The 19,202-nt window shown below is 34.0% G+C and carries 18 protein-coding genes; 14 read left to right on the plus strand and 4 right to left on the minus strand.

The genetic code is table 11. The features are described from left to right. The first annotated feature begins 5 nt into the window (after positions 1-5). Positions 6-602, plus strand: a complete 597-nt coding sequence (locus tag BKH45_RS05410; RefSeq protein WP_095274464.1) for an NAD(P)/FAD-dependent oxidoreductase — start codon at positions 6-8, stop codon at positions 600-602. A 455-nt stretch (positions 603-1,057) separates the two neighbouring features. Here the strand turns inward: BKH45_RS05410 and BKH45_RS05415 are convergent, their stop codons facing one another. Then, positions 1,058-1,747, minus strand: a complete 690-nt coding sequence (locus BKH45_RS05415) for a C39 family peptidase (protein WP_095274465.1) — start codon at positions 1,745-1,747, stop codon at positions 1,058-1,060. Then, complete coding sequence (locus BKH45_RS05420) at positions 1,744-2,640, minus strand: hypothetical protein (protein ID WP_095274466.1); 897 nt, start codon at positions 2,638-2,640, stop codon at positions 1,744-1,746. The genes BKH45_RS05415 and BKH45_RS05420 overlap by 4 nt, the downstream gene beginning before the upstream one ends. Positions 2,641-2,897: 257 nt before the next feature. Here BKH45_RS05420 and BKH45_RS05425 point away from each other — a divergent pair, with 257 nt between their 5' ends. Both BKH45_RS05425 and BKH45_RS05430 read left to right on the plus strand, forming a co-directional pair. Next, positions 2,898-3,221, plus strand: coding sequence for a hypothetical protein (locus BKH45_RS05425; protein WP_095274467.1), 324 nt, complete (start codon positions 2,898-2,900; stop codon positions 3,219-3,221). Positions 3,222-3,247: 26 nt separating this feature from the next. Continuing rightward, the gene (locus tag BKH45_RS05430) at positions 3,248-4,159 is read left to right on the plus strand and encodes a hypothetical protein (protein ID WP_095274468.1); all 912 of its coding nucleotides are present in this window, start codon (positions 3,248-3,250) and stop codon (positions 4,157-4,159) included. Positions 4,160-4,240: 81 nt separating this feature from the next. On the opposite strand, the gene BKH45_RS05435 is transcribed toward BKH45_RS05430, so the two are convergent. Next, positions 4,241-5,215 (minus strand): A/G-specific adenine glycosylase, encoded by a 975-nt coding sequence (locus BKH45_RS05435; protein WP_180675662.1) that lies wholly within the window; start codon positions 5,213-5,215, stop codon positions 4,241-4,243. A gap of 524 nt (positions 5,216-5,739) precedes the next feature. Between BKH45_RS05435 and BKH45_RS05440 the strand changes: the two genes are divergently transcribed. Together BKH45_RS05440 and BKH45_RS05445 are read left to right on the plus strand one after the other, a co-directional pair. Next, positions 5,740-6,078 (plus strand): hypothetical protein, encoded by a 339-nt coding sequence (locus BKH45_RS05440; protein ID WP_095274469.1) that lies wholly within the window; start codon positions 5,740-5,742, stop codon positions 6,076-6,078. 13 nt (positions 6,079-6,091) lie between these two features. Beyond that, the gene (locus BKH45_RS05445; protein ID WP_095274470.1) at positions 6,092-6,400 is read left to right on the plus strand and encodes a hypothetical protein; all 309 of its coding nucleotides are present in this window, start codon (positions 6,092-6,094) and stop codon (positions 6,398-6,400) included. 93 nt (positions 6,401-6,493) lie between these two features. On the opposite strand, the gene BKH45_RS05450 is transcribed toward BKH45_RS05445, so the two are convergent. Continuing rightward, the gene (locus BKH45_RS05450) at positions 6,494-7,291 is read right to left on the minus strand and encodes a hypothetical protein (protein WP_095274471.1); all 798 of its coding nucleotides are present in this window, start codon (positions 7,289-7,291) and stop codon (positions 6,494-6,496) included. A gap of 146 nt (positions 7,292-7,437) precedes the next feature. Between BKH45_RS05450 and BKH45_RS05455 the strand changes: the two genes are divergently transcribed. Genes BKH45_RS05455 through lptE form a run of 9 tightly spaced genes read left to right on the plus strand, consistent with a single transcriptional unit; the run spans position 7,438 to position 19,202 of the window. Further along, positions 7,438-10,182 carry a RecB-like helicase gene (locus BKH45_RS05455; protein WP_095274472.1) on the plus strand — a complete coding sequence of 915 codons (2,745 nt, stop codon included), beginning with the start codon at positions 7,438-7,440 and terminating at the stop codon, positions 10,180-10,182. 16 nt (positions 10,183-10,198) lie between these two features. Next, positions 10,199-11,674 (plus strand): Na+/H+ antiporter NhaA, encoded by a 1,476-nt coding sequence (gene nhaA, locus BKH45_RS05460; RefSeq protein WP_095274473.1) that lies wholly within the window; start codon positions 10,199-10,201, stop codon positions 11,672-11,674. Next, positions 11,667-12,995 carry a sodium/proton antiporter NhaA gene (nhaA, locus tag BKH45_RS05465; RefSeq protein WP_257874502.1) on the plus strand — a complete coding sequence of 443 codons (1,329 nt, stop codon included), beginning with the start codon at positions 11,667-11,669 and terminating at the stop codon, positions 12,993-12,995. The genes nhaA (BKH45_RS05460) and nhaA (BKH45_RS05465) overlap by 8 nt, the downstream gene beginning before the upstream one ends. Positions 12,996-13,044: 49 nt before the next feature. Further along, entirely contained in the window at positions 13,045-13,329 is a 285-nt protein-coding gene (yajC, locus tag BKH45_RS05470; RefSeq protein ID WP_095274474.1) for a preprotein translocase subunit YajC, read from the plus strand. Between the two features lie 5 nt (positions 13,330-13,334). Then, positions 13,335-14,918, plus strand: coding sequence for a protein translocase subunit SecD (secD, locus tag BKH45_RS05475; RefSeq protein WP_095274475.1), 1,584 nt, complete (start codon positions 13,335-13,337; stop codon positions 14,916-14,918). A 1-nt stretch (position 14,919) separates the two neighbouring features. Continuing rightward, a complete protein-coding gene (gene secF, locus BKH45_RS05480; protein ID WP_095274476.1) occupies positions 14,920-15,891 on the plus strand; it encodes a protein translocase subunit SecF in 972 nt (323 codons plus the stop codon). Positions 15,892-15,900: 9 nt separating this feature from the next. Continuing rightward, complete coding sequence (locus tag BKH45_RS05485; protein WP_095274477.1) at positions 15,901-16,242, plus strand: DUF6394 family protein; 342 nt, start codon at positions 15,901-15,903, stop codon at positions 16,240-16,242. A 9-nt stretch (positions 16,243-16,251) separates the two neighbouring features. Beyond that, a complete protein-coding gene (gene leuS / locus BKH45_RS05490; RefSeq protein ID WP_095274478.1) occupies positions 16,252-18,705 on the plus strand; it encodes a leucine--tRNA ligase in 2,454 nt (817 codons plus the stop codon). After that, positions 18,705-19,202: an LPS assembly lipoprotein LptE gene (gene lptE, locus BKH45_RS05495; protein WP_095274479.1), complete on the plus strand. Its 498-nt coding sequence runs from the start codon at positions 18,705-18,707 to the stop codon at positions 19,200-19,202. The genes leuS and lptE overlap by 1 nt, the downstream gene beginning before the upstream one ends.

Here is a 19,202-nt window from a genome sequence, read left to right on the forward strand (position 1 = left end):
TTTGAATGAAAAAAAGAATTGTTATTGTCGGTGGTAGTGTCGCAGGATTAAATACAGCTTTGATCTTGGCATCTGCTATTAACAAAGATTTAGACTTCGCCATCACTATTATTGATGAAGGAAAGGGAGATATCTTAAAAGCAGAAGTTTATAATGTCCCCTTTTTCCCAAAATCAATCAAAGGTGAACAAATCATTACCCATACCAAAAAGCAAATTGAAGAATTTACCAAAATAAATTATATAGATGCCAAAGCTACTGAGATTTTGGGCAATAAAGGAGCTTTTTGTGTCAAAACCACTCAAGGAAATTTTGAAGGAGATTATGTTGTCTTAGCAACCGGAGCAAACGAATTTGATATACAAGGGTTAGGATCAATCAGCCAACCCCACACCCTCATGCCCAAACCCGGAAAAATCAAACTCAAACATGCAGACAGAAACCTTATTAAAGAAGGTATCTATGTAGCAGGCATAGCATCAGGGGTTACTTCAATGGTCTCTTGCGCATTAGGCAGCGCTGCTGAAAGCGCTTGCGCAATTTTAAGTGATATTAAAGGGAGTATAAGCGTCATCCACGACTTTAAAGACTCTAGAGCCTAATTGTATAGAATTTATCAAAACTTTAAATACAAAAATAAATCAAATATTGGGGTAGCAAGATTTTCTCTAATATAAGCTTATGTTTATATTGTGATTTTTGCTACTCTGTCCTCACAAAAAAAATATCGCAAAATCACTGTCTTCAAAATATCACATCAATCCGATTCATTCCCGGCTTAAAATAAAAGTTATAGCTTTGTTTAGATTTCTATGAAACTACACGCATATTTATATTGTCGTTTTTTGCAAATCTGTATTATCAAAAACCTCCAAAACCCCTTAATCTATCTATTTTTGACACTATTTTGGATAGTATCAAAATAGTTTTACATCCCAAAACCAATGATTTTATAATATTATTTTTCACATTTTATCACATCACAATTTCGAATCCAAAAATTATAAATATTTTTTACAATCTAATTCTTATTGATGCCAATCTTAATATTCAAATATTATCTAAAACCCTGATAAATTAAATTTCGGTTGATAGAGTCATAGAGAAAATTTGAGTTATTTTTTATGTCCATAAAATTCTTGTTAATCTCTACATCTTGATCTTGAGGCACAATCGCCAATATCTTTCCGGGATAGGAAGTATCTTTTCGTTGATAAAACATTTCTTTGAAGATCGCAAGCCTTATTTTGATGTTTCCAAAACTGGGATCAGATAGGTAGGCATACTCTTCATCCATTCCCTTATAAACACTAAAATGATCTATATCCCTCACACTCACAAAAATAATCACAGGGATCTTGAGCTTGGATAAACTCTCAAAATCAACCCCAAATCCCAATGCCTTAAAACCCTTAGACTTCGCATATTCTGATAAATCCAAAAAAGAAATGACGTTATCCCCTTCTTTCAAAACTTCATTTTGAGTCCTATCATACCCCTTAGATTTCAAAATCCCATCAATAACATCACGTTCTGTAATGTTTCCATCATTATAGTAATACTTCAAAATTGTAGCAATAGAAGCGCTACCACAGCTATAATCATATTGTTGTCTGACTAAGTTATCATTTTTAAACTCTATCCATGACTTGAGTGGTTTTTGCAAAAATATATTATCTTCTGTGATATAGACTTCTCCATTTAGCACCCATACACACCGGAATATAATGAGGATAATCTTTTTCATTTTATTCTGTATGAAAATAATACATTCACGCTATTAGCCGCATATAAATTTGTATTGAGACTATTGAGATCAACACTCATCATCAAATCAGGAGAAATCTCATAACTTACCCCAAAAAGATACGCAATGGATGAGCCTTGATGGATAACTACCTGATTGTCTATCTTGTCTTTGAACTTGTATTCATATCTTATGCCAAAATTAAGCGAAGTATATGGGTTGATCCCAAAATATACCATAGGACTCAGGCTAAGGACATCCCCCGCCTCTACATGATGCTTGCCAAACTTCCTTTGAAGACTGAGATGATACCCCCCTTGAATCAAAAATACAATAGGATCAACCGTGTAATAACTTGTAGCAAAGAATGAATAACTTTTAAAATAATCAACATTACCCGGTTTATTCTTGTCATGATTGTTGTTGAAGATAGATTTTTCAATCATAATAGGAGTAGCGCCAATGAGCAATGCAGGATACCTGCCCTCCTCTTTGACTTGATAAATAAGCCCCATGTTAAAATTGTTAAAATTATAATCATTTTGATTTGAAAACCCTGTATCGCTTATATTGGTATGTTGATAGAAGAAACTTGGTGAAGCAAATATTTCAAGATCTTTGGTAATGCCATATCTGAGATTAAATGCAAGATTGAGATAGTCTTGGTTGGCTTGTTGTGTGCTTAGTATCGCCGGTATGGTAAATACGGGAGAAGATCCGATGCCGGAGCCCACGATCACAGGGGCTATCACATTATTTTGCCGTTGCAAATTCGCATAATATAAGGAAACTTCAAATCTCAGAGTAGATTTTTTAGTGAGCATTTCATCTACTTTGAGGGTTTGTGAGTAAAGATTAGGGACAATTAATAAATAAATTATTAATCTTTTCATTAAAACTCCAATTTTTTATGTTTTTTATAACAAGTCATCATGATAAAAATAATTCATTTATAGATAACTAAAAATGAAAATATATAAAACTTTTATCAAAAAAATGTTTCATATAGTAACAAGGATTCTTTTTTCCAAGATAACTCTATATTTTTTATTGACTTGCAATTTAAAATAGAATAAATTTCCAAAATGACAACTAAAATTTAATTTATTTGTCAATATATATTAAATAATACGGAGAAATAAATAAAAAAATGCGAATAGTATTGATTTCTATCTTACTTATGGGAACTTCTTTTGTCTATGGACAATCAAATAATACTGTAGCTGCACAAAATGCAGTATTTTATAAAAATACTCATTCATCTGTATTGAGTGATAGAGAACAAAATATAATTTTTGGCTCTAATGTTAATGTAGTATTGTTAGATAATGATGAAATGAAGCATACTCAAGGTTTCGGCTTTTGGAGCTGGGTAAAACAAAACTCTTCTTGGTTGATTCCGGTAGGAGTTGTTAGCGGGGCAGGCTTATGTGCAGTTACTGCCGGAGTTGGCTGCCTTACATTTGCATTTTAATATTTTTTGATCTAAAGGAGGAATTTATGAAAAAATTATTAGCATTTGTGTCATTCTTGACATGTATGTTGGGGCTAGCTCAAGCTACCCCTCCTATGGAGGGAGATGTCCTTGAAAGCAATCAAGCTGTACTTGGTGTGGATATCACCGGAATGGGGATATATAGAAAAGACGGCTTAGGTGCTCCTATGCTTTATGGAAACCCGCTTGGAAATGGTCAATTTATTTCTTTGCCTACTTATTCAAAAGACAAGCTCCGATCGAATCAACTTGATGCTCTTTTGAATGTCAATATCCGCTATGGGATTCTTGATTATCTTGAAATATTTGGAAATGCCAATGGTTATTTTCAAAGCTCAGACTCAAGATATACAGATACCCATATCAATGAGATGAATTTTGCCGGCGCTAATATCGGAGCTATGCTTACCTTGTATAAAGGAGAGAATTTTAGAGTCGTCATTGGAGATAATTCAGATATTATCAATAATGCTATTTTTGATGACAATAGCTCGAGTGTGAATTTTTTCAAAGGGCATACTTTTATGCTTAATCTGATCCGCCGAATCACACAAGATGACAAAACCTCTTCTTTTACAGGTCAGCTTTATTATCGTCTCAACCTCACTCAAAAGCACAAAGATGTGAGCTTTAGAAATGGCGATGAAGCCGGATTCAGATATTTATGGCAAGTAGCCAAAGGCAATAAACTTGGATATTTTGGAGCCAATATAGCCCTCAGAAGTTCTGATGCAATCAATGGAGTCTATACCGGTCATAAAAATAATTTTGATGGTATTGGCACAGGTTTTAGCACCGGCATGAAATATGATATCAATAATCACCTTGGCTATAAACTTGATTTTAATTTCATGACTTATGGCTTGGATTATAATGCCGCTTATGCAGGGATAACCTTTGGGATTTATTTCAAATAAATCTTCATGTCAATCTTAAATAATTAATTTTTAGTTAAATATTTGGGTCTCATAATCTGAGCCCAAATATTACTCCGGCTTTTATCTCCAAAGATTATTTTTTTCAAGTAGTTTCAAGATTTTTAATGTCATGCCACTTATAGGAAGTGTTTGTATTTCCTCAGAAGTAAAAAACTCAATCCCCTCTTCAAGATGGCGTATCTCGCACACCCAATAAACTTCCAATCTCAAACGATAATGCGTATAAGAATGTCTTAAACTCCCAATCAAAGGAAGATCAATCAACCCCGTTTCAAGAATTTTAGGAAAATTATACAACCCCTTATAGGAAGAAAGCTTGCTTTTGAGGAGTCCGATTTTGTCATCACAAATACACACCCCCAGATTTAAAGTCATGCTTTCATAGATTATTTTAGACTTTTGAGTATATTCCGGCGGATTATCTTTGCCCTGACACCACTTCTCCAAAGGACATAGCACACATTTTGGAGATAAAGGCGTGCAGAGGGTTGCCCCAATATCCAGAAGAGCTTGATTATGATTGAAACTATCTTGAAAGTTGAGTATTTCTTGGGCATATGTTTGGAGTTCATTCATGCTTGGATCTTTGAGGGCAAAGAATCTCAAAAGCAAGCGTTTGATATTCCCATCCACAAACCCTACTGCCCTGCCAAAACCAAAGCATGCAATCGCCCTAGCCGTATAATTCCCTATGCCGGGTAATTTCATGAGTTCTTTAGGATCGCCGGGGAGATATTTTTGGCAGATTTTGGCACTCTTTAGCATATTGCGTGCTCGTGAATAATACCCAAGCCCTCGCCACAAATACAAAACCTCTTCTTCTGCTGCCAAGCTCAAAGTTTCAAGAGTGGGGAAGGCTTTCAAAAAAGGTTCGTAATATTTTGATAAAACCGTAGCCACTTGTGTTTGCTGGAGCATAATTTCACTAACATAGACTCCATAAGGGGCATTTTCTCCTTTGAGATTGCGCCAAGGCAACTCTTTGCGCCCATACAGATGATACCATTGCAAAATCTCTGCGTGCATAGCATTCAAAACCTTTGCTTCCATCAATAAGCTCTCCTGTTTATAAGCTTATTATACCTCTAAAATCGCTAGCTTGACCCATAGATAATAACTCATTCATGGCACAAGTCTAACAAACAATGGATAAAATATCAATTGTAATCCGAATATGTATAGTGTTTTCTGAATTTTTAAAAGGAGTTGTCATCTCTGCTTTGCTTATAATGCCTATGCAAGTATATTTTATTATTTTTATTACAAAATTTTATTATTAAGGATTTTTATCTACTTTATAAAATTTTTATTTAATATTATTTCTATTTATTATCATAATAAATTTTATTTATTGATATTTATATGACAAAAATATATAAAATATTTATTATCAAAATAATAAAAATGTTTCATATAGTAATAAATAATAATACTTCTCATAATAATTTTTCATTCTTTATTGACTTGGAATTTAAAATAGAATAAATTTCCAAAATGACAACTAAAATTTAATTTATTTGTCAATATATATTAAATAATACGGAGAAATAAATAAAAAAATGCGAATAGTATTGATTTCTATCTTACTTATGGGAACTTCTTTTGTCTATGGACAATCAAATAATACTGTAGCTGCACAAAATGCAGTATTTTATAAAAATACTCATTCATCTGTATTGAGTGATAGAGAACAAAATATAATTTTTGGCTCTAATGTTAATGTAGTATTGTTAGATAATGATGAAATGAAGCATACTCAAGGAGAGTTTTGGCCATTATTGATCAATATTGGAATTGGATTAGCCATATCTGGAATTTCTTGGCTGAATGCTCCAGGACCAAATGATCATATCTATACAGAGGCAAACCACCATTTTATTGGTAATTTTGTAGATTAAAATAAGGATTTTAATGGAAAAATTTTTATGGTTGAGTCTATTTGGGATGGGATCACTCTGTCTTTTGTATCTGTGGTGCAACACCAAATACCTCAAACCCTATGAAAAATACTTAGCAATTATAGGAGGGATAATTATCCTTCCTATGCCATTTGTGGATATTTGGGCGATGGTACTTGTGTCCTTTTATGTTATATTCTCAATTTTTACTTCTTATAAAATTATCAAAATCAAAAACGAATCCAAAGATTTTCTAGTATTTATAGGGTTAATAGCTTTGTTGGCACTTTTTAATCTCATTTATTTCATTTACATGAAATAAATGAGATTTTAGTTCTTTCAAATGACTCTACCAAGTTGCCTATACCCAATACCAAACCTCAAATTAATAATCCAAATCAAATCTAAATTTTACTTAAAAAATATAAGAAAGAAATACATAAAATCTCTGATAATCAACATTCCAAATATCCCTACCACGCTCTTTGGTAATGCTATTAGCTTCTAGCCCTTGATCAATGGCACGTTGATCGAATTTTGTTTGATTTTTTCGATTAGTAAGTTCGCCTCTTACATAACGCACGCCAATATTGACAACATTGCTAATCTTATAACCTAACCCGCCTCCATAAATCAACCCATCATAGGTTGTTTGCACACTTGGGTGATCCCCTGCTCCTGTAGAAGGGTAGGTATCTTTCATAAATAACCATGTATAGCCTACAAGCCCGTTAATATAAAATCCCTTATACTCAAGCCCCAGCATAAAAGGAAGTTGGACTCCAACTCCTATCAATCCTTGTGTTTCTTTTGTCTCAAGAGCGGGATTATCGCTTAAGATATTAGACTTGCCCCGAACTGTCAAATAAATAGGGACACTCACTTCTGTCCCTGCCATCAAACTCATCCCACCAAAAAGAGACTCAATACTACGAATATAAGTGCTATACCCCAAATCTACAGATACATATTGGGATTTTCCAAGCATTGTATAAGAACTGCCTACGCTGCCTTCATTAAACAAATACCATCTTCTCACAGAACCTGTGCCTTTTGTCCCACTCACAATAGAGCCTCGCGTGAATTGATTGAGAACCATGTTCCGTTTGGTTTGGATTGTTTTGACAGGAGAGGTTGATTTTTTTTGAGTTGCTCCATAAACATTACCTAGAAGCAAACTTATTCCTACAAAGAAAAACATTATCTTTTTCATTCTTATATTCCTTTCATCTCATGTATATTATTTTACAATGAAAACAATTTTAATTTCTTTGGATACCTTTGAATTTAAAAATCGACAATATTTCTGATATATTTAGATTTTTAGTTTTTATTTGACAAAAAGGAGTGTATCTTAAAATGGATTCCAAACAATGGCTTGCTTTAAAAGCATCTGCGGGGAGTGGAAAAACCTTTGCGCTTGCGATGAGATATATTGGCTTACTTTTTAATGGAGCAAACCCTAATGAAATCCTTACGCTAACTTTTACCAAAAAAGCAGCTTTTGAAATGAACAAACGTATTTCAGACAATCTTATCGCCCTCAAAACCAACAAAAATGCTCAACCCCTAATTGAAGAACTCCAAAATTACGGGATTGATCCACAAGATATTCAAAAAAATATCCACCATATTTATGAAAAATTTTTATACGCAAATACAAAAATCATGACAATTGATGCCTTTTTAAACTTCATCCTCAAAAAGTTTTGCTGGTATGTGGGCATAAGCCATCAATACAAAATTGAATTTGAAGATAAAGACAAAATTTATCAAGATTTTCTTCTTTCTCTCACACAAAAAGACAATCAAGAATTTTTAGATTTTTGTATATTTCAAAATATGAGTCCAAACTCTTTGCTTGATCTTGTGTTTTATCTTGATTTAGAATACTTTCAATTTGATAAATATCTCCCCCCTGTCAGCTCTTTGCAGACGATAGATATTAGAAAAGATATTAAAAGTATTTTAGAACTTGCTCAAAATATCAAAATGATTGTTTCTCAATGTGAAAATGCCTCTTCCAGGGCAAAAGATGCTATCAAAACAGACAATATCAAAATCCTTACAGACAATCTCAAATGGCTTGAAGAAGGGAGTGAATACTTTTATTTCAAAAAATTGCATTTACAACATTTAGAACCCAAATTTCAAGAACTCAGAGATGCCCTTAAAAAATATTATGATTACTCTGAGTATTTAGCGCTTCATAAAATCTCTCATTTTTTAAAACTTTATGAAAAAAGCCGGCGAATAAATTTTAATAACACCTTAAGTTTTGGCGCTATCACGCTGAAAGCTTATGAATTATTACAAAATCATTTTGATAGCGATTTTTTTTATTTTAGGCTTGATGATAAGATTACCCATATTCTTATTGATGAGTTTCAAGACACCAGCATGGTGCAATACAAAATCCTCAAGCCATTAATTGATGAGATTTATTCCGGGGAAGGGCGTTTTGGAGAAAGAAGTATCTTTTTTGTAGGGGATACAAAACAGAGTATTTATCGATTTCGAGGGAGTAATAGCGAACTTTTTGATCATGCCTCCAAAAATATCCATCAAAAAAATCTTCCCTATAATTATCGCAGTTCTGAAAATGTTATTGCTTATGTCAATGATATTTTCAGAACTAAAATTGCAGATTATATCCCTCAAAAGGTCTCTCCAAACAAAAACAACTCTTTTAAAGGTTATGTCAAAATATGTCAAAATGATGAAAATATTTATGAAAATATTTGGCAAAATCTCAATGCCCTACTCTCTTTGGGCATTGCCTTAAGGGAGATTACTATTTTATGTTTTGGCAATGATGATGTCCTCGATATCAGAGATTATCTATGGGCGCAAAACTCCGATCTCCAAATTATTACTGAAACCAACACCAAGCTTGCTCATCAAAGCGAAGCCAAAATTATTCTCCATGCCATTGCATTCTCAAAAACAAAATTAGAATTCCATAAAAAATGCGCCTATAAACTTGCAGGACTTAACTATCATGCAACCTTACAAATGCCCCTAAAAAAACCTTCGCAATCACTTCAAGCATTTATTTTAGAAATTATGGAAACCTTTAATCTTTATGGCAAAGCAGCTCAAAAAATGCTTGAAATAGCTTGTGATTATGATAGTCCGGATGAATTCCAAGATAGCATCCATCGTCTTGAAATTGGATTTGCTCCTGAGAGTAAAAAAGGCTTACAAATAATGACTATCCACAAATCTAAAGGACTTGAATTTGAATATGTAATTCTTTGTGATCGTCTCAAAGCTCCAAGACCCGATACCGGCAAACTCATCTTTGATTATGAAGGCATAGATCTCAAAACAATCTTTTACAAACAAAAACAAAGAGAGAGAATTGATTTTGAGTATAAAAAAGCTTGCCAAAAAGAAAAACAACTCAGCGAAAAAGAAAAAATGAATGTTTTATACGTTGCTTTTACAAGGGCAAAACAAGGGCTTATTGTTATTCCAAAAGAAAAGGAAAGCTCTTTTGAATCACTTGAACTCACCCCGCTTATTATGGGCAACCCTCATCCTTCACCATCGCAAAATTCCAAAGAATCTCACCCCACTCCCTTGGTCATAGAACAAAAGAATTTCGGCAGGCAAAAGGGCTTTGTGAAACAAGAAGATAATTTCCAATCTTCTGCTTCTGCGAATATAATATTTGGGGAAGCTTTGCATAAGGGGCTTGAATATAGGATTGGATATGGAATAAAAGAAGAAATTATTGGGCATATTCTCAATAATCAATTTGGATTTTTTCTTTCTCAAAAAAGTATTGAAGATATTTTGAATCTCATAGACAAACTCAAAAAAAATGAAATGTTTAAATCAATTATCAGCCAAGCTTGGATAAAATCGGAAGTTTCTTATCTAAACAAAAATACCCTCAATCGCATAGATGCAATGATTTTAGATAAAAACAATCAGGTTATTATCCTAGATTATAAAAGTGGTATTAAAAATCAAAATAAACATATTGGGCAAGTAAAGAAATATTTAGAATTTTCCAAAGGTCAATTCCAAAATCAATCTGTAAAAGCATATGTTTTGTATGTGCGCGAAAAAATAGAATTCACACCTGTAATATAATTTTAAGGAACTCCATATGGAAGAGATATTAAGAGTTGTAAAAGAAGAAAAATCTCAAAATTCATCTTTTTATATCAAAAATAAACTTCAAAAAGGTCTCCATACTTTTATCGGGCACGAATCCTTTGGAGGATTATTATTATTCTTTTGCGTGGTGATTGCTTTATTAATAGCAAATTCTGATTTTAGCAATATTTATTTTGGAATTTGGCAACTTGAGTTTGGTGGGTTTATTGGAAATAAAACAAGCGGGATTACATTGCTTAATTTTATCAATGATGTATTGATGTCGTTTTTCTTTTTAATGGTAGGCTTAGAAATGAAACGAGAGGTTCTCTATGGGGAGCTTGCCGGATTCAAAAAAGTAAGTTTTTCAGTATTTGGAGCTTTGGGGGGGATTGTTGTCCCTATTATTATTTATTTATATTTTAACTATCATACACCTTCACAGCATGGCTTTGGCGTAGCTATGAGCACAGATACTGCTTTTGCATTGGGGGTTATTTTATTTTTAGGCAAAAGAGTCCCTGCTGTCATTAAAATCTTTTTAGTTACCCTCGCAGTGGCTGATGATTTGGGAGCTATTAGCGTCATTGCATTGTTTTATACAAATACACTGCATATGGGTTGGGTTTATATATCGCTTGGATTAATTTGTGTGCTTATTTATCTCAATTATACAGATACAAAATATATCTCCGGTTATTTAGGAGTAGGTGTTCTGCTTTGGATTGCTGTGCATAATAGCGGTATCCATGCAACTGTTGCGGCTGTGATTTTAGCATTGTGTATCCCGGGGAGATCTAATATTACAAAAACATATTTTATGAATATGATGGAAGAGTGGCATAAAATTAACTTCATGACCAACAATGGCAAAGATATGCATCTTGATAGAAATGAAGAAAAATTAGGGTTTTTTGTCTCTTCATGGAAAAATATTAAAAATTTCATCAGATCTAATGAAGACATAAAGAAAAAAATTGATATGGAAAAAACAAGCAAACAAGTCCATATGTTGGATACTATTGCTAAATACTCAAAATACGCCCAAAATCCGCTTATTAGGATTGAAGTAGCCCTACAACCTCTGTGTGCTTATTTTATTGTGCCTCTCTTTGCCTTTGCTAATGCCGGAGTAAAAATCAACTCCAAAGTAGAATTTGGAATTGACGGAATATTTTTAGGAACCGTATTAGGGCTTGTAGTAGGCAAACCCATTGGAATTATCATTTTTGCTTATTTGAGTGAAAAATTGAATTTTTCACTCAGACCCAAAGGGTTAAGTTATGCACATATATTTGCAGTAGGTTGTTTAGCCGGGATTGGTTTCACAATGTCAATGTTTGTTGCCAATCTTGCTTATAATAACCCCGTAGCGATTGATGTTTCAAAAATATCCATATTATGCGCATCTTTTATTTCTGTAATTTTAGGGATTATTGCATTGATTTTCAGCACAAATTCAAAACAAAGGATAAATAGTGAATAATTTAGAAAAATCCGCTCAAATAGGTCTCAAAAATGTTTTTTTAAATTTTATCAAAAGCGAATCTTTTGGAGGTATTTTTCTTTTTATCAGCGCTGTATTGGCAATGATTGTGGCAAATTCGCCTTTGAGTACTTATTATTTTGAATTTTGGCATATTGATTTTGGCTTTAAATTTGGAGAACATTTTGTAGGGTTCTCAATCCATCATTGGATCAATGATGTTTTAATGGCATTATTTTTCTTAATGGTGGGGCTGGAAATTAAACGTGAGGTGCTTTTTGGCGAACTTGCCGGATTCAAAAAAGCAGCATTCCCTGCGATTGCAGCGCTTGGAGGAATGATTGTCCCCGGACTTATTTATTATCTCCTCAATGCCCAAACACCCTCTTATCATGGTTTTGGTATTCCAATGGCTACAGACATTGCTTTTGCGCTTGGAGTGATTATGTTGTTAGGCAAAAAAGTGCCTATGGCCTTAAAAGTATTCTTAGTGACTCTGGCAGTAGCTGATGATTTAGGAGCAATTGTTGTGATTGCATTTTTTTATACTTCCGGATTGCAATTAAGTTGGCTGTTTGGAGCAGGTGTCATTGTAGCCATATTGATTACTTTGAATAAAATAGGAGTAAAAAGTCTCATTCCTTATTTGATATTGGGTATTTTTCTTTGGTTTAGCATTCACAATAGTGGGATTCATGCAACCATTGCAGCAGTTATTTTGGCTTTTTGCATCCCTATCAAACCCAAAAAACAAAGCAAAAATTTTTCAATTTTTATCAAAAATCTTACCCAACATTTTCAACTCAAAGCTTCAAAAAATCATCATTACCTCAATGAAGATCAAATCAACATTCTTTATTCCATCAAAGATGAAACAAATGCCATTCAAAGTCCCTTAGGACGCTTAGAGCATTTACTACAACCTTGGAGTGCTTATTTTATTATGCCTCTTTTTGCCTTTGCTAATGCCGGAGTTAATATAGGAGGAGAGATCCATTTTAATATTGATCATATTCTCTTGGGTATTATTTTAGGATTAGTTGTAGGAAAACCTGTTGGGATAGTTTTGATTACTTTTATTTGCGAAAAATCCGGTATTGCCTCAAGACCTAATGGCATTAGTTGGGGGCATATCTTTGGAGCAGGCATGCTCGCAGGGATTGGCTTCACAATGTCAATGTTTGTTTCCAATCTTGCCTTTAGTCATCCTGAATCTATGGAAGTATCAAAAGTTGCCATTTTACTTGGATCGAGCATATCAGGGATTATTGGAGTTATATATTTAACATTATTATCAAAAGTTAAGACTAAAGAAAATTAAATGAAACAAATGATAGAATACGCCCCAAATTCAACACAAAAGGATAGCTATGCAAAATTATAAAGATATTTTAACATCCGTATTGCCTTTATTGGTCTTATTTGCCATTTTTTATTTTTTCATTATTCGCCCACAAAGAATGCAACAAAAAAAGCATAAAGAAATGTTAATGAACCTTCAAAAAGGGGATAAGATAGTCGCACAAGGGGGATTTATCTGCGAAGTTATTAAACCTGAAGATACTTTTTTTACTGTAAAGCTCAATGATGATACCATTGTAAAATTAGCTAAAGAATATGTAGCTTACAAAATTGATAATACCCTTTCAAAGTAATTTTAATGAAACAAGTATTTAACCCTAGATTGGTGATTTTTATTTTAGCTATCCTTTTTGGGGTTATTTTTTCTATCCCTTCTGTATTCCATACTAAAGGTCCTCAGATTAATTTAGGGCTTGACTTGCAAGGGGGTCTGAATCTGCTTTTGGGAGTCAAAACACAAGAAGCCCTCAAGAGTCGCTACGCATCTATTGCTTCTTCTATTGCTTATGAAGCAAAAAAATCAAATATCTTGCTTGATAATCTTCGTTCTGACCAAAGCGGTATCTATTTTGATTTGATAGATACTGATGAAGCGGGCAATCTCTCTGATATTCTCAAAAAATTTGATGGCATAAAAATTGATTCAAGCAATACTCACTATGACATTACTTTTACCTCACTTGAAGAAGAGACTATCAAAAAAAATGCCATTTCTCAAGCTATAGGCACCATTCGCAACCGACTTGATCAATTTGGTCTGGCCGAACCCAGTGTTACCCAACAAGGAAAAGAAGATATTTTGGTCCAACTCCCCGGTATTAAAAATGCCCAAGAAGAACAACGAGCAATGGAGTTGATTTCAAAATCTGCTCATTTGCAAATGATGGCTGTAGATGAGGAAAGAAATGCCCATGTAGATTCAATCAACGATCTTGAAGCTCAAAAATATGGCGATGTTATCTTGCCCTTTAGTGATTCTTCCGGATCACCCGGACAAAAAATCCTCCTAAAAGCTATCCCTATTCTTGATGGTAACATGCTTACAGATGCAAGAGTAGCCTATGATCAAAATCATCAGCCTGTAGTTAGTTTCAGTCTTGATTCAAGAGGTGCTAAGATTTTTGGAGACTTTTCCGGTGCTAACATCAATAAAAGAATGGCTATCGTCCTTGATGGAAAAGTATATTCTGCGCCTGTTATTCGCGAACGCATTGGTGGAGGAAGCGGTCAAATTAGCGGAGGGTTTAGCGTTGAACAAGCAAGTGATTTAGCCATAGCCCTAAGAAGCGGAGCACTGCCTGCTCCAATGCAGATCCTGGAAAAAAGAAGCGTAGGTCCCAGTCTCGGTCAAGACAGCATTAGATCATCAATGATTGCTTTAATCAGTGGTTTTATTCTTGTGGTCGGGTTTATGATTGTTTATTATTCAATGGCAGGAGTCATCGCCTCAGTTGCGCTTGTTGTAAATCTTCTTTTAATTGTGGCTATAATGGCAATTTTTGGAGCAACACTTACACTTCCGGGAATGGCAGGAATAGTTTTGACCGTAGGGATAGCTGTTGATGCTAATATTATCATCAATGAACGCATCAGAGAGGCATTGAGAATGGGGGAAAATATCTCCAGATCTATTCATTTAGGCTATACTAATGCCTCAAGAGCAATTTTTGATTCTAATATCACTTCTTTGATCGCTTCAATTCTTTTATATGCTTATGGAACAGGTGCTATCAAAGGATTTGCTATCACAACCGGTATTGGTATTGTTGCTTCAATTATTACTGCGATCATTGGCACGCAGGGATTCTATCTCGCAATACTTTCAAAAATTTCTAAAACCAAGCATCCTTATTTTTGGTTTGGAATCAGCAAAAAGGGCTAAAATGGAGATTTTTAAAAAAGTTAGGATTTTTGATTTTGTTAAGTATTCTAAATATGGGCTTATCTTTTCAGTTATTTTAACCATCGGGGCGTTCTCTCTTTTATTCACCAAAGGCTTTAAATTGGGGATTGATTTTGCCGGTGGGAGTGTAGTGCAAATAAAATATACTCAAAATGCGCCTATTGATCAAATCCGTGAATTACTTGAAAAAGACTCTCATTTTAAGGGTGTGCAAGTAAGTGAGTTTGGAGCAGATACTGAAGTTTTGATAAGATTCCCTTATGTGCAAGCCGGGGATGAGAAAGACTTAGGACCTCTTATTAGCAACCTTCTGGAACCTACAGGAAAATTTGAAATCCGAAAACTGGATACTGTGGGACCAAAAGTAGGGAATGAATTAAAACAAAAAGGTATTTTATCGCTTATTTTGGCAACCTTGGCTATGATGATTTATGTAAGTTTTCGTTATGAATGGCGTTTTGCCTTAGCCGGTATTGTCGCGCTTGTCCATGATGTGATTATTACAGCTGCTTCAGTAATTGTTTTTGATATTGATCTCAATCTTGAAGTCATCGCAGCATTACTTACATTGCTTGGATATTCAATTAATGATACTATTATTGTATTTGATCGCATCAGAGAAAAAATGCTTACTCATAAAACTGATAATATACAAGAAGTTATCAATGAAGCAATTTCAAGCACTTTATCACGCACATTACTTACATCTTTGACGGTATTTTTTGTTGTCTTAACACTTTATTTATTTGGTGGGGAAATCATCGTGGGATTTTCTTTACCAATGCTTATAGGCGTCGTATTTGGAACTTATAGCTCTATGTTTGTAGCCCCTAAATTAGCAATTATGTTTGGGTTTAATATTGAAAAATACCATGCCAAAGAAGTCAAAAAAGCAAAAAAAGCCCAAGAAAAAAAGCAGTTACGCCAAATGTATGAAAATGGTCGTATTTAAGGAGAAAATATGGATTGGGGTAAGGTAATTTTTATATTTTTTAGTTTAAGCAGTCTAACTTCCACGGCAGGATTTTTATGGGATCCTAATCTTGTGATTTTATTCATAGCTTTAGCACTTAATTTAATCTCAACTACCCTAAAAATAGGGGTAAAAAAGCAATTAGCTTCAGAACTTTTAGCAAGTTCTTTAGTGGCAGATTTTCATTTAATCCCTGCTTTTATTTTTTTGCAGGTCTTTAATAATCTCAATGTCACTTATGTCCTCATTATTGGTGCTTTGCTGGCTAATGTATTTTCTTTGGCTCTTTTGCTTATTGAGAGTGCAAAAACTACTGAAACTGATTATTAGGATAATGTAATGGATATTCCTTATAGCCCCACACAAATAGAGAAAAAATGGCAACAATATTGGACAAAACATCATATCCATGAACCTTGCGCTGATTTTTCAAAACCCAAAAAATATATTTTAAGTATGTTTCCCTATCCCAGTGGGGCAATCCATATGGGGCATGTGAGGAATTACTGCATTAGCGATGCTTTAGCCAGGCATTACCGCAAAAAAGGTTACAATGTTTTACACCCTATGGGATTTGATGCCTTTGGTATGCCGGCTGAGAATGCTGCTATCAAACACAAAACACATCCAAAGCAATGGACTTATGCCAATATCGAAAATATGAAACATGAATTAGCAAGTTTAGGGCTTTCTTTTTCCCAAGAAAGAGAATTTGCTACTTGTGATCCTCAATATACAAGATGGGAACAAAAATTTTTCGCAGATATGTGGGAAAAAGGACTAATCTATCGCAAGAAAGCTTATTTGAACTGGTGCCCTAATGACAAAACCGTATTGGCAAATGAGCAAGTTATTGATGGAAAATGTTGGCGATGTGATACAGAAGTAGTCCAAAAAGAAATGGATCAATACTATATTAAAATCACTGATTATGCTCCTGAACTTTTAAATGCTCTGGATACTCTTCAAGATCAATGGCCTCCGCAAGTTTTACTAATGCAAAAAAACTGGATAGGAAAATCTAAAGGGTTAAAATTTCATTTTTGTCTTGATGAAAAAAGCAAAAAACTCACCGGAGATATAACGACACTTGAAGTTTTTACCACTCGTGCAGATACAATTTATGGAGTTACTTATTGCGCAATAGCTCCTGAACACCCGATCATTAAAGAAATGATAAAAAACAATTCTTTACCCGTACAAGTAGTTTCCAAAATTACCAAAATGCAAAACATGGGAACAAGAGAACGATCAATGAGTGAAAAAGAGGGGCTAGACTTAGGAATTTATGTCATTCACCCTCTCAGTGGAGAAAAATTACCTGTATGGGTAGGAAATTTTGTTTTGATGGATTATGGAAGTGGTGCTGTAATGAGTGTGCCCGCTCATGATGAAAGAGATTTTTTGTTTGCTCAAAAATACCACCTCCCCATCAAACAAGTCATCAAAACTCATACTCAAGTTACCCTGCCCTACACTCAAGAAGGAGAGATCATTAATAGCGAGAGTTTTAATGGTTTGGAAGCCCAAAAGGCACGTACTCAAATTATTAAATATTTTGAAGATCATCATTTAGGAGAAGCAGTTACAAATTACAAACTCAAAGATTGGGGTATTTCACGTCAAAGATATTGGGGAGCGCCTATCCCCCTTATTCATTGTAAGGAATGTGGCATTGTTTTAGAAAAAGATTCCAATCTTCCGGTATCTTTACCTCAAGATGTTGTGATTGATGGAGAGGGAAACCCTTTAGAAAAGCACCCTACTTGGAAATACTGCAAATGTCCAAAATGCGGTGGTGATGCCCTAAGAGAAACAGATACAATGGACACTTTTGTACAATCAAGTTGGTATTTTCTAAAATATACTTCACCAAAAGATACTTGGGATAAAGAACCTTTTGATCCAAAATCTTTGGCATATTGGATGGATGTAGATGAATATATTGGAGGGATTGAGCATGCCATTTTACATCTCTTGTATGCCAGATTTTTTACCAAAGTTCTCAGGGATTTAGGTTATACCCACTCAAGTGAGCCTTTTACAAACCTGCTTACTCAAGGAATGGTGCTTAAAGATGGGGCAAAGATGAGTAAATCAAAGGGAAATGTTGTCGATCCAAATAATATTATCAAAAAATATGGCGCAGATACAGCAAGATTGTTTATTCTTTTTGCCGCTCCCCCAACCAGAGAACTTGAATGGAGTGATAATGCCTTGGAAGGAGGTTATCGCTTCATCAAACGTCTTTGGGAAAGATCTAAAAATATTGTCCCTACCCAAGAACTTCCAAAAATCATTCATGGTAATCTTGATGAAAAAGAAAAAATGGCTAGAAAAAAAGTCTATGAAGCCTTGATAAAATCTAATGATATTTTTAATAAAAAACAAAGCGGTTATGCCTTTAATACTTTAATTGCTGCTTGCATGGAAGCTTTGAATGCTTTAAACGAACAAAATAACCCATCTGTTTGGACAGAAGGATATTTTATTTTACTCCATATTCTTGAACCCATTATCCCCCATCTATGTTGGGAGATTAGTCAAAATTATTTCAATCTTAAAAATATGTCTGAAATATCCATAGATTCAAGCGCTTTAGAATCTCAAAGAATTACTATTGGAGTTACTGTCAATGGAAAAAAACGTAGCGAAATTCAAATTACCCCCAACGCAGATGCACAAGAAGTCTTACAAATAGCCAAAGACTCTGTAAAAAAATGGCTAGAAAATTCAGAAATTATCAAAGAAATACTTGTCCCTAATAAAATCGTTAATTTTGTTATCAAATAATGAAATATATTTTTTATACCTTTATTTTTCTTATTATTAGTGGGTGTGGGTATTTTCCCACAGCTTATTATGCCAAAAAAGTATTGGGCGATAGTATTTATGTAAAACTTATTGTCAACCTTCCTAATCCGGAAAGCTCAGTGCAATTTAAAGATGCCCTTAATAAAGCAGTTGTTTCAAGATTCCAAAGCAAATTAGCCGATCAAAAAGATGCAGATTCAATCATCACTATTGAGATTACAAATGTTACAGATATTTCTATTGCAACCAATGAACAAGGCTTCACAACATTCTATCGGGCTACAGTCTATATAGATTTTATCTACAAAAATAAACAAGGCAAATCCGGAGCTTTTCACAATAATGGGTATTATGATTATGCTGTATCTTTAGAAAACCCATTAACTACTTATAATAACCGATATTATGCCATTGAACAAGCTACTAATCAAGCTATCGATAAATTTGTCGCACAAATTTCCTATCAAGGGAAATAA

It is taken from the genome of Helicobacter sp. 11S03491-1 (genome assembly GCF_002272835.1).
GTDB lineage: Bacteria > Campylobacterota > Campylobacteria > Campylobacterales > Helicobacteraceae > Helicobacter_J.

Excerpts from the sequence above, each read along its gene's own strand:
- BKH45_RS05410 (WP_095274464.1), top strand. The coding sequence starts at position 6 with ATGAAAAAAAGAATTGTTATTGTCGGTGGTAGTGTCGCAGGATTAAAT.
- BKH45_RS05415 (WP_095274465.1), bottom strand. The coding sequence starts at position 1,747 with ATGAAAAAGATTATCCTCATTATATTCCGGTGTGTATGGGTGCTAAAT.
- BKH45_RS05420 (WP_095274466.1), bottom strand. The coding sequence starts at position 2,640 with ATGAAAAGATTAATAATTTATTTATTAATTGTCCCTAATCTTTACTCA.
- BKH45_RS05425 (WP_095274467.1), top strand. The coding sequence starts at position 2,898 with ATGCGAATAGTATTGATTTCTATCTTACTTATGGGAACTTCTTTTGTC.
- BKH45_RS05430 (WP_095274468.1), top strand. The coding sequence starts at position 3,248 with ATGAAAAAATTATTAGCATTTGTGTCATTCTTGACATGTATGTTGGGG.
- BKH45_RS05440 (WP_095274469.1), top strand. The coding sequence starts at position 5,740 with ATGCGAATAGTATTGATTTCTATCTTACTTATGGGAACTTCTTTTGTC.
- BKH45_RS05445 (WP_095274470.1), top strand. The coding sequence starts at position 6,092 with ATGGAAAAATTTTTATGGTTGAGTCTATTTGGGATGGGATCACTCTGT.
- BKH45_RS05450 (WP_095274471.1), bottom strand. The coding sequence starts at position 7,291 with ATGAAAAAGATAATGTTTTTCTTTGTAGGAATAAGTTTGCTTCTAGGT.
- BKH45_RS05455 (WP_095274472.1), top strand. The coding sequence starts at position 7,438 with ATGGATTCCAAACAATGGCTTGCTTTAAAAGCATCTGCGGGGAGTGGA.
- nhaA (WP_095274473.1), top strand. The coding sequence starts at position 10,199 with ATGGAAGAGATATTAAGAGTTGTAAAAGAAGAAAAATCTCAAAATTCA.
- yajC (WP_095274474.1), top strand. The coding sequence starts at position 13,045 with ATGCAAAATTATAAAGATATTTTAACATCCGTATTGCCTTTATTGGTC.
- secD (WP_095274475.1), top strand. The coding sequence starts at position 13,335 with ATGAAACAAGTATTTAACCCTAGATTGGTGATTTTTATTTTAGCTATC.
- secF (WP_095274476.1), top strand. The coding sequence starts at position 14,920 with ATGGAGATTTTTAAAAAAGTTAGGATTTTTGATTTTGTTAAGTATTCT.
- BKH45_RS05485 (WP_095274477.1), top strand. The coding sequence starts at position 15,901 with ATGGATTGGGGTAAGGTAATTTTTATATTTTTTAGTTTAAGCAGTCTA.
- leuS (WP_095274478.1), top strand. The coding sequence starts at position 16,252 with ATGGATATTCCTTATAGCCCCACACAAATAGAGAAAAAATGGCAACAA.
- lptE (WP_095274479.1), top strand. The coding sequence starts at position 18,705 with ATGAAATATATTTTTTATACCTTTATTTTTCTTATTATTAGTGGGTGT.